This is a genomic window from Terrabacter sp. 05T424, assembly GCF_056396225.1.
The window spans coordinates 171,378-185,071 of the sequence record NZ_JBFTLB010000008.1; the positions used below are offsets into that span (position 1 = coordinate 171,378).

Here is a 13,694-nt window from a genome sequence, read left to right on the forward strand (position 1 = left end):
CGCTGAGAGGAGCCGGTGAGCAAGCGTGTCCGCCGACCCTGCACTGCGTCGAGAGATCCCCGACGCGACCGTCGCGCGGCTCCCCGAGTACCTTCGGACGCTCTCGCGCCTCGCTGAGGACGGCGTCCTGTCGGTCTCGTCCGAAGAGCTCGCCGCCGAGGTCGGAGTCCGCTCCGCCCAGCTGCGCAAGGACCTCAGCCACCTCGGCTCCTACGGTGTGCGCGGTGTCGGCTACGACGTCGAGACGCTCGCCCTCGAGATCTCCCGGGCGCTCGGACTCACCGAGGACTGGCCGGTCGCGATCGTCGGCATGGGCAACCTCGGTCACGCGCTCGCCTCCTACTCCGGCTTCGTCACCAAGGGGTTCCGCATCGTCGGTCTCTACGACGACGACCCGGCCCTGGCCGACGAGCGCGTCGTCGGGGTGCGCATCCGCCCGCTGCGCGAGCTCGTCGACCACCACCAGGTCGACCCCATCGCCATCGGCGTCATCGCCACGCCGGCCCCGGCGGCCCAGACCGTCTGCGACGCCCTCGTGGGCGCGGGCATCAGCTCGATCCTCAACTTCGCGCCGGCGATGCTCTCGGTGCCCGAGGGCGTGGACGTACGCCGGGTCGACCTCTCCACGGAGCTGCAGATCCTCGCCTTCCACGCCCAGCGCAAGTCGCTCGCCGCGGGCGACCTCAGGTCGGCGGTGGTGGCCCCGTGAGCCTGCTCGTCATCGGACTGTCCCACCACACCGCGCCCCTGTCGGTGCTCGAAGCGCTGTCCGAGCGACCCGACCGCGCCGCGGCCATCGCGTCCTCGGTGCTCGGGTCTGCCACGGCCACCGAGGCCGTCGTGCTCTCCACGTGCAACCGGCTCGAGGTCTACGCGTCCGTGCCGGCCTTCCACCCGGCCGTCGCCGCGATCGGCGAGGCGCTCGCGCTCGCGGCCGGCATCGAGGAGCCGGATGGCCTGCGCGAGCCTGCCGAGCTGCCCCCGGGCGACCCCGCCGATGCCTTGGCCGCGCGGGCCGAAGCGCTGGCCGACCACCTCTACGTCCGCTACGACGACGCCGCCGTCGCCCACGCGTTCACCGTCGCGTGCGGCCTCGACTCGATGGCCGTCGGCGAGGCGCAGGTCCTCGGCCAGATGCGCGACGCCCTCTCCGGGGCCCAGCACCGCGGCCAGGCGGGCGAGACCCTCAACGCGCTCTTCCAGGGGGCGCTGAGGGTCGGCAAGCGGGCCCACACCGACACCGACATCGACCAGCACAGCGTCTCGCTCGTGCAGATCGCGCTCGAGGAGGCGGCCTCCGTGCTCGGCCCGCTCGAAGGCGCGTCCGCTGCGGTGATCGGCGCCGGCGGCATGAGCGGCCTCGCGGCAGCGACGACAGCACGGGCCGGCGTGCGGTCGCTGACCATCGTCAACCGGACCCCCGAGCGCGCCGAGCGTCTCGCCGAGGCCACCTCAGGCAGCGCGCGTCCGTGGAGCGACCTCAGCGACGTCGTCGCCGAGAGTGACCTCGTCATCACCTGCACCGGCGCGGTCGGCCACGTCATCACGGCCGACCTGCTCGCCGCCGGCGCCGCCCAGCGCGGCGGTCGGCCGCAGGTCGTCATCGACCTCGCCCTGCCACGCGACGTCGAGCCGATCGAGACGTGGCACGTGCCCGTCCCCGGCGTGACGCTCATCGACCTGCAGGCGCTCGGGCTGCTCCTCGAGGGGCGTGCCGACACCACGCAGGTGGTCCGCGTGCGTGACCTCGTCACGGGCGAGGTCGCCGACTACCTCACCCGCCGCATGGAGAAGTCCGTGGCACCCACGGTGGCAGCGCTCCGCGCCCGCGCGGCAGACCTCGTCGCGTCCGAGATGGACCGCCTCGACCAGCGCCTGCCCGGACTCGACGAGGCGACCCGCGCGGAGGTCGGACTCGCCGTCCACCGCATCGTCGAGAAGCTGCTCCACACGCCCACCAAGCGGGTCAAGGAGTTCGCGATGGAGGGCAGCGGCGACGACTACGCCGCCGCCCTGCGCGAGCTCTTCGACCTCGAGCCCAAGGACGTCGCCAACGTGTCGACCCCGCCGAAGCGGGGGCAGTCATGACCGCCCTGCGCCTCGGCACCCGCCGCTCCGCCCTCGCCACCACCCAGTCCGGCTGGGTCGCCGACCGGCTGCGCGAGGCCGGCCACGAGGTCGAGATCGTCGAGATCGCGACCGAGGGTGACGTCTCGGGCGAGCTGCTCACCGCCATCGGCGGCACCGGTGTCTTCGCCGCTGCGATCCGACACGCCTTGCTCGACGGTCGCATCGACGTGGCCGTGCACTCGCTCAAGGACCTCCCCACGACGCCCGAGCCGGGGCTCGTGATCGCCGCCGTGCCGGTCCGCGAGGACAGCCGCGACGTGCTCGTCGCGCGCGACGGCCTCACGCTCGGCGAGCTGCCGCCCGGCTCGGTCGTCGGCACCGGCTCGCCGCGACGCACAGCGCAGCTCGCGGCTCTGGGGCTCGGTCTCGACATTCGTCCGATCCGCGGAAACGTCGGCACGAGAATCGGTTTCGTCACCTCTGGCAAGCTCGACGCGGTCGTCCTCGCCCGTGCCGGCCTCTCCCGGCTCGGCCGTCTCGACGAGGCGACCGAGGTGATCGACCCGATCCAGGTGCTGCCGGCGCCCGGCCAGGGAGCCCTCGCCGTCGAGTGCCGGTCCGACCGGGCCGACGTCGTCGCCGCGGTCTCCGTGCTCGAAGACGCCGACACCCGGGCCTGCGTGCTCGCCGAGCGTTCCCTCCTGGCGACCCTCGAGGCAGGCTGCACCGCACCCGTCGGGGCCCTCGCCGAGGTCGCCGAGGGCGACGACGGCCTCGAGCTGTCGATCCGCGCCTTCGCCGGCAGCGAGGACGGCTCGGTCGAGCTCCGCCGGTCGCTGGTCGGCCGCTACGACGAGCCGGAGGCCCTCGGCTTCCGACTCGCGCACATCCTTCTCGAGGACGGCGCCGCCGCCCTCCAGGTCACACCGTCAGCTGGACCCGCACCAGACCACGCCCCACACCAACCGGAGCAAGTTTCGTGACTCCTTCCCGCCAGCCGTCCGAGCAGACGGCCTCGAATCCCACCCACGCGACGAGGCCCGCTCGTGTCGCCTTCGTCGGGTCCGGTCCCGGTGACCCGGGCCTGATGACGCTGCGCGGTCGCGACCTGCTCGCCGCCGCCGACGTCGTCGTGACCGACCGCATCGCCCGAGACGACGTCGTGCTCGAGCACGCCCGACCCGACGTCGAGATCATCGACGCCGGTCTCGGCGAGCAGGGCCAGGAGCTGACGCACGCCGTGCGTGCCAAGCTCGTCGTCAAGGCTGCGAAGTCGGTCGGCCCGAACGGGCTCGTCGTGCGCCTCATGGACGGTGACCCGGCGACCTTCAACGGTCTCGTCGAGGAGGTGCGCGCCTGCCGCAAGGCCGGCATCACCTTCGACGTCGTGCCCGGCGTCTCGGCGCTCACCGCCGGCCCGACGTATGCCGGTGTGCCGCTGACCTCGAAGTCGACCGGTGCCGTGCACGTCGTCGGCGTCGACCGCTCGAACGTCGACTGGTCGGCCTACACCGCCGACGACGACACGCTCGTGCTGCTCGGCGGCACCGACGGCATCCGAGCCGCGCTGGCCGCGTTGCTGGCCGCCGGCCGCACCGTCGAGGCCCTCGTGGTCCTGTCGGCCAACGCCACCACCGTGCGCCAGTCGTCCGTCGCGACGACCCTGGGCGAGGCCGACGCCGTGTTCGCCGGCAAGGAGCCCCTCGAGGTCTCCCTCGCCGTCGTGTCGCCGAACGTCGGGCTGCGCGAGGAGTTCTCGTGGTTCGAGAACAAGCCGCTCTTCGGCTGGAAGGTCCTCGTGCCGCGCACCCAGGCCCAGGCCGGCCCCATGGTCGACCGTCTCGCCGGCTACGGCGCCACGACCGACGTCGTCCCGACCATCTCGGTCGAGCCGCCGCGCACGCCCCAGCAGATGGAGAAGGCCGTCAAGGGCCTCGTGACGGGTCGCTACGAGTGGGTCGGCTTCACCTCGGTGAACGCGGTCCGCGCCGTTCGCGAGCGTTTCGAGGAGTTCGGCCTCGACGCCCGCGCCTTCGCCGGACTCAAGGTCGCGGCCGTCGGTGGCGTCACGGCCGACGCACTGCGCGAGTGGGGCATCAACCCCGACCTCGTTCCCGCCGGTGAGCACTCGGCCGCGGGCCTGCTCGAGGTGTGGCCCGAGTTCGACGAGGTGCTCGACCCGATCAACCGGGTCCTGCTGCCCCGTGCCGACATCGCCACCGAGACGCTGGTCGCCGGCCTGCGCGAGATGGGCTGGGAGGTCGACGACGTCACCGCCTACCGCACGGTGCGGGCGGCGCCGCCGGCAGCCTCGATCCGCGACGCGATCAAGGGTGGCGACTACGACGCCGTCGTGTTCACGTCGAGCTCGACGGTGCGCAACCTCGTCGGCATCGCCGGAAAGCCCCACGCCGCAACCGTGGTCGCCTGCATCGGTCCGGCCACGGCCAAGACTGCGCAGGAGCACGGGCTGCGCGTCGACGTTCTCGCGCCGGAGGCCTCGGCCGTGAGTCTCGTCGACGCCCTCGCCGGTCACGGCGTCGGCCTGGCCGTTGCTGCAGTTGAGGCGGGCCAGCCCGTCCAGCGACCCAGCGACAAGCGTCCGGCCTCGCGCCGCCGCGCCCGCTGACGGTTCGCCGATGATCGAGCGTCCTCGTCGGCTCCGCCAGACCGCGGTCCTGCGGTCCCTCGTCGCCGAGACCCGGCTGCACCCGCGTGACCTGGTGCTCCCCGTGTTCGTGGGTGAGGGACTGACCGAGCCGCGCGCGATCGAGAGCATGCCCGGGGTGCAGCAGCACACGCTCGAAGGCGTCGTCGACGTGGCGAGGCAGTGCGTGGCCAAGGGCCTCGGCGGCATCATGCTCTTCGGTGTGCCGCTCGAGAAGGACGCCACCGGCTCGGGCGCCGTCGACCCCGACGGCATCCTCAACGTCGCGCTGCGCGCGGTGCGTGAGGCCGTCGGTGACGACCTCGTCGTCATGGCCGACACGTGCCTCGACGAGTTCACCGACCACGGGCACTGCGGCGTGCTCGACGCCGAGGGGCGCGTCGACAACGACGCCACCAACGAGCTGTACGCGCAGATGGCCATCACGCAGGCCCGTGCCGGCGCCCACGTCGTCGCCCCGAGCGGGATGATGGACGGCCAGGTCGCCGTCATCCGCGAGGCGCTCGACGCCGAGGGCCTCACCGACACGGTGGTGCTCGCGTATGCGGCCAAGTACGCCTCCGCGTTCTTCGGGCCGTTCCGCGAGGCCGTCCAGTCGAGCCTCCAGGGCGACCGCCGCACCTACCAGCAGGACCCTGCCAACCTCGTCGAGTCGCTGCGCGAGATCGACCTCGACATCGCGCAGGGCGCCGACATGGTGATGGTCAAGCCCGCGATGTCCTACCTCGACGTCGTGGCCTCAGCCGCCGAGCGGTCGTCCGTGCCCGTCGCCGCCTACCAGGTGTCGGGTGAGTACTCCATGATCCAGGCCGCCGCCGCCAACGGCTGGATCGACCTGCGCGCCACCGCCCTCGAGTCGCTGATCTCGATCCGCCGGGCCGGGGCGCAGGTCATCCTCACGTACTTCGCCCTCGAGGTGCCGGACTGGATCGCCTGAGACCACTACCATCTGGTACGTCGCAGGAGGTTGACATGGCAGGTACGGGGGATGATGGCGTGCAGTGGCTCAGTGACGCGGAGCAGGCGTCCTGGCGCGCCATCCTGCGCGGCACGCGTCTGCTCGAGCGCGCGCTCGACGACGCACTCGGTGACGCGGGGCTGCAGCTGAGCGAGTACGAGATCATCTCGATGCTCTCCGAGAGCCCGAACCACCGGTTGCGCATGTCCGAGCTCGCCGCGATGGTCGTCCAGTCGCGCAGCCGGCTGACGCACACGGCGAAGCGGCTAGAGGATCGTGGCTGGGTCGCGCGCGAGCAGTGTGCCGACGACCGGCGCGGTGTCGAGCTCGTGCTGACCACAGGGGGACTGGCTGCAGTGGGAGAGATCGCCCGCGTGCACGTGCAGAGCGTTCGCGACAACCTCGTCGACATCATGACCCCGACGCAGTTCGCCGCCATCGGCAACGCCATGGCCATCGTGCGCGACCACCTCGACCCCGACGGCGTCAGCGGCCGCTGAGCCGACAGCTCGACGGGCCCATCGCGTACGCGTGCGCCTGGTGTTGAGAGGATGGGGCCCATGAGCTCGCAGCCCGTTCCCGTCCAGACCAGCCCCGACGCCCCGGCGTCCGCCGCGCTCCTCGCGCGGGCGAGCGAGGTGATCCCCGGAGGCGTCAACTCACCGGTCCGCGCGTTCCGTGCCGTCGGTGGCACGCCGCGCTTCATGGCGAGCGGGTCGGGTCCGTGGCTCACCGACGCCGATGGCAAGCGCTATGTCGACCTGATCTGCTCGTGGGGCCCGATGATCCTGGGCCATGCGCATCCCGACGTCCTCGCTGCCGTGAACAAGGCTGCAGCGCAAGGCTTCTCGTTCGGCACGCCCTCTGAGAACGAGGTCCTTCTGGCCGAGGAGATCGTCGCGAGGGTCGAGCCGGTCGAGCAGGTGCGCCTGGTCAACTCGGGCACCGAGGCGACGATGTCGGCCATCCGTCTGGCCCGTGGGTTCACCGGGCGCGACGTCATCGTGAAGTTCGCCGGCTGCTACCACGGCCACGTCGACGCGCTGCTCGCGTCCGCCGGGTCGGGGATCGCCACCTTCGCCCTCCCCGACTCCGCAGGCGTCCCGCAGTCGAGCGCGGGCGAGACGATCGTGCTGCCCTACAACGACCTCGAGGCCGTCGAGGCGGCGTTCGCCGAGCGCGGTCACGAGATCGCGGCCGTCATCACCGAGGCCGCGCCGGGCAACATGGGCGTCGTCCCGCCCGCACCGGGCTTCACCGAGGGCCTGCTGCGGGTGACGAAGGCGCACGGCGCGCTGCTCGTCTCCGACGAGGTGATGACGGGCTTCCGCTGCAGCGCCTCCGGCTTCTACGGGCTCGAGGGGCCGTATGCCGCAGGGGCGCCCGATCTCTTCACCTTCGGCAAGGTGATGGGTGGTGGCTTCCCGACGGCGGCCTTCGGAGGCCGGGCCGACATCATGGCGCTGCTCGCGCCGCAGGGCCCCGTCTACCAGGCCGGCACGCTCTCCGGTAACCCGGTTGCGTCCGCGGCCGGCCTCGCCACCCTGCAGGGCTGCACCCCCGCCGTCTACGAGCGGCTCGACACCGTGGCGCACGCCATCGCCGACGCCGTCGCGAGCGAGCTCTCGTCTGCCTCGGTGCCGCACACCATCCAGTGGGCCGGGTCGATGTTCTCCGTCTTCTTCCGCGACGGTGCCGTGACGGTCTACGACGACGCGAAGGACCAGGACACCGCCGCCTTCCGCCGCTTCTTCCACTCGATGCTCGGCCAGGGCGTTCACCTGCCGCCCAGCGCGTTCGAGTCGTGGTTCGTCTCGGCGTCGCACGACGACGAGGCGGTCGCGCACGTCATCGGTGCACTGCCGACGGCGGCCCGCGCCGCGGCCACGCCCGACTGAGCCCACCCGGGCGGGGTCCACGCGGGCCAACCGCCGGGCCACCCGAACCCAACCGGCAGGGCAACCCGGCGGGTTGCTAGGCGGGTCGCTCGGCGTGGGACCAGGAGACCCGGCCCCACGGCATACGTCCTCGGGGCATTGTCCGCGAGGGCACGGGGGAGGAGTCTGGACGGTGACGGCGGCGCCGTCCGGGCGCTGCCTCGACCGAGGGAGGTGGGCCGTGCACGCACGTTCCACGACGGTCATGGGCCGTCCCGGCATGATCGAGACCGGAATCGCGCACGTCCAGGACGTGGTGATGCCGAAGGTCAGGGCGATGGACGGGTGCATCGGGCTGTCCATGGTCGCCGACCGCACCAGCGGCCGCTGCGTCGTGACGACCGCGTGGCGCGACGAAGAGGCCATGCGCGCGACGGCCACCATGGTCGAGCCGCTGCGCACCCAGGCTGCGGAGCTGCTCGGCGGTCAGGCGACCGTCGAAGAGTGGGAGATCGCCTACCTGCACCGCGACCACCGGGCCGCGGACGGGTGCTGTGCCCGCATCACGTGGACGGAGTCCGACCCTGCCTCGATCGACCGCGTCATGGACTCGTTCCGGATGGGGATCATGCCCCACGTCGAGCAGCTCGAGGGCTTCTGCAGCGCCAGCATGTTCGTCGACCGCGCGTCCGGGCGGGCCTGCGTCACAGCGACGTACGACTCGACCGAGGCGATGATGACGACCCGCAACGCGGCCATGGGGCTGCGCGCCGACCTCGCGGCCGACACGGGCACGCGCATCACCGAGGTCGGCGAGTTCACGCTCGCCATCGCGCACCTCGACGTGCCCGAGATGGTCTGACTCGGCCGACCGACTGCCGCTTGCGATGGCGTCACCCGAACGGGTGGCGCCATCGTCAGGTCCGCCGGGGGCCCGTGACCTAGTGGACGGCCGCGAGCAGGACCCCGACGCCGACGAAGAGGCCGCCGAAGACGCGGTTGAGGGTGCGCTGGCCCTCCTCGCGCTGCGTGAGCCGACCCAGCCCGCGCGCCGCGGCGGCGAAGAAGAACCACATGACGACCACGTCGATGGCGACGACGGTCGCGGCCAGCACCGCGTACTGCGTCAGCAGCGGCTGCTCAGGGCGGACGAACTGCGGCGTGAAGGCGAGGAAGAAGACGACCGCCTTCGGGTTGGTGAGGTTGACGAACAGCCCGCGGCGAAACATCGACCAGGCCGACTCCCGCCGCAGCTCGCCCACCTTGGCGGCCGCGGCCCGTGAGCGGTACTGCCGCACGCCCAGGAACACGAGGTACGCCGCGCCGGCGTAGCGGATCACGTTGAAGAGCAGCGGCGACCCGGCGACGAGCACCCCGACACCCGCCGCGACGACGGCGATGTGCGCCAGCAGGGCGACCTGCTGCCCGAGGATGCCCCAGATGGAGCGGGTCCAACCCGAGCCGAGGGAGTTGGCCATCGTGTTGATCGCACCCGCGCCCGGCGTGAACGAGATCAGCGCGCCTGCGGCGACGAGGGTGAACCAGAGTGACCACGACACGGTCGCGAGTGTAGGGCGGCCGTCCCCTTGACGGCCTCAGCGTCCGGGAGTGAGCCACGAGCACTGCCGGTGGTCGCACATATGTTCGACTCATGACACCAGAACCGTCGACGCTCGAGCTCCTCCGGAGCCGGCTCGCCGACCTCGAGGCGCGACAGCGCGCCGTGGGTGGCGCGTCCGAGCCTGGGTTCTGGCAGAAGTTCTCCGGGCGTATGCCGTCCGCTCCGGTGAAGCCCAGGGCATCGTGGGCTCCGACGTCGGGCGCGCCGTCCGCGGGTGCCAGGAGCAGTGCGTGGCAGGTTGCTCCGCAGGCGCGTCCGGCCGCGCGACCGCAGGGCCCCTGGGCGGGGGTGTCGGTGGAGGATTCGAAGGTTGCACGGTGCCCGCCACCTGGTGTGACGCCCACCACGTCGTTTCCTGGTATCGCGGCGGCAAGACCGACCTGACCAACGGGCCCTGCTCTGCCCGAAGCACCACACCCACGTACACGCGCACGACCTCACCGCCACGGCACCGCGACCGGGGTCACCTGGCACACCTGATGATCCCAACCCCCACCCCGCCGACCCCGGCGGGGCGGTCGGCAGGCGGTCTCGGTCGGGTGCGGGTCGCGCTCGACGCCCGCCCAGGGGGCGCCGCATCTCAGCGCGACGGTGCCGCGCCCGGACAGCACGCGCGGCCCGCTCAGTGGAACGGGTCACAGGGGGTGCACAGGAGTGGGTGCGGATTCGGTCCTGAGCACGACGTTTGAGAGACTGTCGCCCATGGGTCAGAGCACGGGCGGGGCAGCGGCGCGTGCCGACGACCTCACGGTCGTGCACCTCATGCGACACGGCGAGGTCCACAACCCGCACGGCGTGCTCTACGGGCGCCTCGACGGCTTCCACCTCTCCGACCTGGGCGCCGAGATGGCCCGCCTCGTCGCCGCCCACCTCGAGACCAACGACATCACCTACGTCGTGGCCTCGCCGCTCGAGCGGGCGCAGGAGACCGCGGCCCCGATCGCGGCCGACCACGAGGTCGAGGTGCACTCCGACGTACGCGTCATCGAGTCCGAGAACCGGTTCGAGGGCCGCGGCACCAGCGCCGGCGAACTCTTCCACCCGCGCAACTGGCACCTCTTCCGCGACATCACCAAGCCATCGTGGGGCGAGCCCTACGAGGAGATCGCGACCCGCATGCTCGCCGCCATTGCCGACGCGCGCGACGCGGCCCGCGGCCACGAGGCCGTCGTCGTCAGCCACCAGCTGCCGGTCTGGACCGTGCGCAACAAGCTCGAGGGTCGCCGACTCTGGCACGACCCGCGCAAGCGCCAGTGCACCTTGGCATCGCTGACGTCGCTGACCTACCAGGGCGACGAGCTCGCCTCGATCGCGTACTCCGAGCCGGCCGCCGAGCTGCTCGCGAGGGCGAGCAAGAGCGTGGGCGCCTGATGCCGCACGTCGACCGACGCACCGCGTTGCGGTGGGGCGCCGTCGCCATGGCGGGGGGTCTCGCGACGTTCGCCGCAGCCTGCTCGTCCGACCCGAACTCCGTCGCCGACCAGGCCCGCTCGGGTGACCGCAAGGGCTACGTCGCCGGCGACGGCTCCATCGAGCAGGTGCCTGTCGCCGACCGTGGCGAGCCGGTGAACCTCCGCGGCACCACCCTCGAGGGCAAGCCGTGGGACATCGCCGGGCGAGCCGGCACGGTGCTCGTCGTCAACGTCTGGGGCTCGTGGTGCCCCCCCTGCATCGAGGAGACCCCGGCGTTGCAGAAGGCGTGGGAGACCGTCCAGGCCAAGGGCAAGAAGGTCGAGTTCATCGGCCTCGACAAGCTCGAGGGCCCCGAGACCGGCCTCGCCTTCCAGACGGCCAACAAGGTCACCTATCCCTCGCTGGCCTACGACGGAGGCGTGCCCCTGCTCGCCCTCCAGGGCAAGGCGTCGGCCACGCCGACGACGCTCGTGCTCGACGGCGAGGCCCGCATCGCCGCCCGTGTCTCGGGGCCGGTCTCGACAACGACGCTCCTCGGACTCGTCGACGACGTCCTGACCGGGAAGGCCTGAGTCCCGTGGGCTCCGAGATCGCCACCGGCTCGCTGCTCGTCGCAGCGGCCGTCGCTCTCGTGGCCGGCTTCGTCTCGTTCGCGTCGCCCTGCGTGCTGCCGCTCGTGCCCGGCTTCCTCGGCTACGTCACCGGCCTGTCCGACGTGTCGCTCGAGAAGCGTTCGCGGGGGCGGCTCGTCCTCGGTTCACTGCTGTTCGTGCTGGGCTTCACCGTCGTCTTCCTCGTCGCGGCAGCCGCGGTCTCGGCGGTCGGCCTCGCATTCCGCGAGCACCAGAGCACCCTGCTCCGGGTGGGTGGCGCTGTCGTCCTGGTCATGGGCGTGCTGTTCCTCGGTGTGGGCCGGTCGTATGCCGTACCGGTGAGCTGGCGACCGCGTGCCGGGCTCGCCGGTGCGCCGCTGCTCGGCGCCGCCTTCGCCATCGGCTGGTCGCCGTGCATGGGACCGACCCTCGGGGCGATCCAGGCGATGGCGGCCCCGATCTCGGCCGAGTCCGGGTCGATCGGCAGGGGGTTGGCGCTCGCGGCGGTCTACTCGATCGGTCTCGGGCTGCCGTTCGTCCTCATGGCAGCCCTCTGGGAGCGCGCCGGCCGAGCGAGCGACTGGCTCCGGCGTCACCGCCGTGCGCTCCAGACCGTCGGTGGCCTGCTGCTCGTCGTCGTCGGCCTGCTCATGCTGACCGGGGTGTGGGAGACCGTCGTGGTCTGGCTGCAGGTGCGCCTCGTCAACGGCTTCCAGGTGGCGATCTGACATGAGCACCGACACGAACCCGGCCGCCAACTCCGCCACCCACCCCGCCATCGACCCTGCCACCGAGCAGGGGTCGAAGGTTCGGTCGGGCGCCCAGAGAGCCCAACGCGTACGCCAGGGGATGCGGCCCGACCGGCAGGAGCCGACGCTGCCGCCCCTCGGTCCGGTGGGCCTGCTGCGCTGGGGCTGGCGCCAGCTGACGAGCATGCGCACTGCGCTCTTCCTGCTGCTGCTGCTCTCCATCGCGGCCGTGCCGGGCTCGATCTTCCCGCAGCGCAACATCGACGCCGGTCGGGTCGCCGACTACATCGCCCAGAACCCCACGACGAGCCCGTGGCTCGACCGCCTCGGATTCTTCGACGTCTACGCGTCGCCATGGTTCTCCGCGATCTACCTGCTGCTCTTCATCTCCCTCGTCGGCTGCATCGTCCCCCGCTCGAAGGTCCACGTCGCGGCCCTTCGAGCGCGCCCGCCGAAGGCCCCGGCGAGACTGCACCGTCTCGACGAGCACGCTGAGGTGACCACGTCGCTGACGCCCGACGAGGCGCTCGTCGTCGCCCGTGCTGCCCTGCGGCGCAAGCGTTTCCGGCTCCACTCGCACGACGGCGTGAGCCTCTCCGGCGAGTCGGGCTATCTCCGCGAGACCGGCAACCTGCTGTTCCACCTCGCACTCACCGGCATCATCGTCGGCATGGCCGTCGGTCACGTGTTCGGCTGGCGCGGCGACATCATCCTCGCCGAGGGCGACAAGTTCGCGTCGTCGGCGGGCACGTACAACACGCTCTCGCCGGGCCCGTGGGTCGACACCGAGAACCTGCCGCCCTTCGTCCTGTCCCTCAACAAGCTCGACGTCGAGTTCAACGAGACGCCCGGCCGCGGCTTCGGGGCGCCGCGCCTCTTCGACGCCCAGACGCGGCTGCAGCGCGACCCGGCGTCGGCGTCGAGCGACGAGACCGTCTCGGTCAACCACCCGATCACGGTCGACGGCGCCGACATCTTCCTCCTCGGCAACGGCTACACGCCGGTTGTCACGGTGCGCGATGCGAAGGGCACCGTGCTCTACCGCGAGGCGACACCATTCCTGCCCCAGGACGCCAACTACCGCTCCGTCGGCGTCATCAAGGTGCCGTCCGCGGCGCCGAAGCAGCTCGGCTTCACGGGCTTCTTCCTGCCGACCGCCGAGCCGACCTTCGCCAACGGGCCGGCGTCGATCTTCCCCGACACGAAGAACCCGGAGCTCGCCCTGTCGGTCTGGGAGGGCAACCTCTTTCCCGGCGGCGCCCCGCAGTCGGTCTACACGCTCAACACCGACCAGATGAAGCAGGTGACCAAGGCCGACGGCTCGCCGGCACTGTTCCGCCTCAAGCCGGGTGAGACCAAGCAGCTGCCCGGTGGGCGTGGCACGATCACCTTCGACAGCGTCAAGCGCTTCGCCGGGCTCTCGGTGCGCACCGACCCCGGCGCCCCGATCAGCCTGGTCAGCGCCATCCTCGCCACCCTGGGGCTGATCCTCGGCCTCACGATCAAGCGCCGCCGCGTCTTCGTGCGCGTGCGCCCGGCCGCGACCGACCCCAGGGCCGCCGACGGCACTGGGGGTCCCTACGGCCAACCGGCTACCGTGGTGACCATCGGTGGCCTCTCCAAGGACTCCGACCCCGGGCTCGCCGCGATCGTGACGGGGATCGTCACCGCGATCGACACCGCGAACAACACCGCGAACAACACCGCGAACAACACCGCGAACAACACCGCGAACAACACCGCGA

At 71.9% G+C, this 13,694-nt stretch carries 13 protein-coding genes; 12 read left to right on the forward strand and 1 reads right to left on the reverse strand.

The window, feature by feature from the left end:
- Window positions 1-25 precede the first annotated feature (25 nt).
- From AC1DE0_RS17360 to AC1DE0_RS17395, 8 genes are all read left to right on the forward strand, one after another.
- Window positions 26-709, forward strand: coding sequence for a redox-sensing transcriptional repressor Rex (locus AC1DE0_RS17360; protein WP_478102917.1), 684 nt, complete (start codon window positions 26-28; stop codon window positions 707-709).
- Window positions 706-2,088 (forward strand): glutamyl-tRNA reductase, encoded by a 1,383-nt coding sequence (hemA, locus tag AC1DE0_RS17365; protein WP_478102921.1) that lies wholly within the window; start codon window positions 706-708, stop codon window positions 2,086-2,088. Before AC1DE0_RS17360 ends, hemA begins: the two co-directional genes overlap by 4 nt.
- Entirely contained in the window at window positions 2,085-3,053 is a 969-nt protein-coding gene (gene hemC, locus AC1DE0_RS17370; protein ID WP_478102925.1) for a hydroxymethylbilane synthase, read from the forward strand. The genes hemA and hemC overlap by 4 nt, the downstream gene beginning before the upstream one ends.
- Window positions 3,050-4,699 carry a bifunctional uroporphyrinogen-III C-methyltransferase/uroporphyrinogen-III synthase gene (locus AC1DE0_RS17375; RefSeq protein WP_478102929.1) on the forward strand — a complete coding sequence of 550 codons (1,650 nt, stop codon included), beginning with the start codon at window positions 3,050-3,052 and terminating at the stop codon, window positions 4,697-4,699. Before hemC ends, AC1DE0_RS17375 begins: the two co-directional genes overlap by 4 nt.
- A 10-nt stretch (window positions 4,700-4,709) precedes the next feature.
- Window positions 4,710-5,675, forward strand: coding sequence for a porphobilinogen synthase (gene hemB, locus AC1DE0_RS17380; protein WP_478102933.1), 966 nt, complete (start codon window positions 4,710-4,712; stop codon window positions 5,673-5,675).
- Between the two features lie 35 nt (window positions 5,676-5,710).
- Window positions 5,711-6,196, forward strand: coding sequence for a MarR family winged helix-turn-helix transcriptional regulator (locus AC1DE0_RS17385; protein ID WP_478102936.1), 486 nt, complete (start codon window positions 5,711-5,713; stop codon window positions 6,194-6,196).
- A 60-nt stretch (window positions 6,197-6,256) separates the two neighbouring features.
- Window positions 6,257-7,594: a glutamate-1-semialdehyde 2,1-aminomutase gene (gene hemL, locus AC1DE0_RS17390; RefSeq protein ID WP_478102939.1), complete on the forward strand. Its 1,338-nt coding sequence runs from the start codon at window positions 6,257-6,259 to the stop codon at window positions 7,592-7,594.
- 220 nt (window positions 7,595-7,814) lie between these two features.
- A complete protein-coding gene (locus AC1DE0_RS17395) occupies window positions 7,815-8,435 on the forward strand; it encodes a putative quinol monooxygenase (protein ID WP_478102942.1) in 621 nt (206 codons plus the stop codon).
- Between the two features lie 79 nt (window positions 8,436-8,514).
- On the opposite strand, the gene AC1DE0_RS17400 is transcribed toward AC1DE0_RS17395, so the two are convergent.
- Window positions 8,515-9,132 carry a LysE family transporter gene (locus AC1DE0_RS17400; RefSeq protein WP_478102947.1) on the reverse strand — a complete coding sequence of 206 codons (618 nt, stop codon included), beginning with the start codon at window positions 9,130-9,132 and terminating at the stop codon, window positions 8,515-8,517.
- Window positions 9,133-9,896: 764 nt separating this feature from the next.
- On the opposite strand from AC1DE0_RS17400, the gene AC1DE0_RS17405 reads away from it, so the two are divergent.
- The 4 genes from AC1DE0_RS17405 to resB form a co-directional block, all read left to right on the forward strand.
- Window positions 9,897-10,565, forward strand: a complete 669-nt coding sequence (locus tag AC1DE0_RS17405) for a histidine phosphatase family protein (RefSeq protein ID WP_478102951.1) — start codon at window positions 9,897-9,899, stop codon at window positions 10,563-10,565.
- Window positions 10,565-11,179 carry a TlpA family protein disulfide reductase gene (locus AC1DE0_RS17410; protein WP_478102953.1) on the forward strand — a complete coding sequence of 205 codons (615 nt, stop codon included), beginning with the start codon at window positions 10,565-10,567 and terminating at the stop codon, window positions 11,177-11,179. Before AC1DE0_RS17405 ends, AC1DE0_RS17410 begins: the two co-directional genes overlap by 1 nt.
- A 5-nt stretch (window positions 11,180-11,184) precedes the next feature.
- Window positions 11,185-11,928, forward strand: coding sequence for a cytochrome c biogenesis CcdA family protein (locus AC1DE0_RS17415; protein ID WP_478102956.1), 744 nt, complete (start codon window positions 11,185-11,187; stop codon window positions 11,926-11,928).
- Between the two features lies 1 nt (window position 11,929).
- A partial coding sequence (gene resB, locus AC1DE0_RS17420; protein ID WP_478102961.1) for a cytochrome c biogenesis protein ResB occupies window positions 11,930-13,694 on the forward strand: 1,765 nt, incomplete at its 3' end.

What these genes read in the sequence shown, in the direction of transcription:
- hemC (WP_478102925.1), top strand. Translation starts at nt 2,085, where the DNA reads ATGACCGCCCTGCGCCTCGGCACCCGCCGCTCCGCCCTCGCCACCACC.
- hemB (WP_478102933.1), top strand. Translation starts at nt 4,710, where the DNA reads ATGATCGAGCGTCCTCGTCGGCTCCGCCAGACCGCGGTCCTGCGGTCC.
- AC1DE0_RS17385 (WP_478102936.1), top strand. Translation starts at nt 5,711, where the DNA reads ATGGCAGGTACGGGGGATGATGGCGTGCAGTGGCTCAGTGACGCGGAG.
- hemL (WP_478102939.1), top strand. Translation starts at nt 6,257, where the DNA reads ATGAGCTCGCAGCCCGTTCCCGTCCAGACCAGCCCCGACGCCCCGGCG.
- AC1DE0_RS17405 (WP_478102951.1), top strand. Translation starts at nt 9,897, where the DNA reads ATGGGTCAGAGCACGGGCGGGGCAGCGGCGCGTGCCGACGACCTCACG.
- AC1DE0_RS17410 (WP_478102953.1), top strand. Translation starts at nt 10,565, where the DNA reads ATGCCGCACGTCGACCGACGCACCGCGTTGCGGTGGGGCGCCGTCGCC.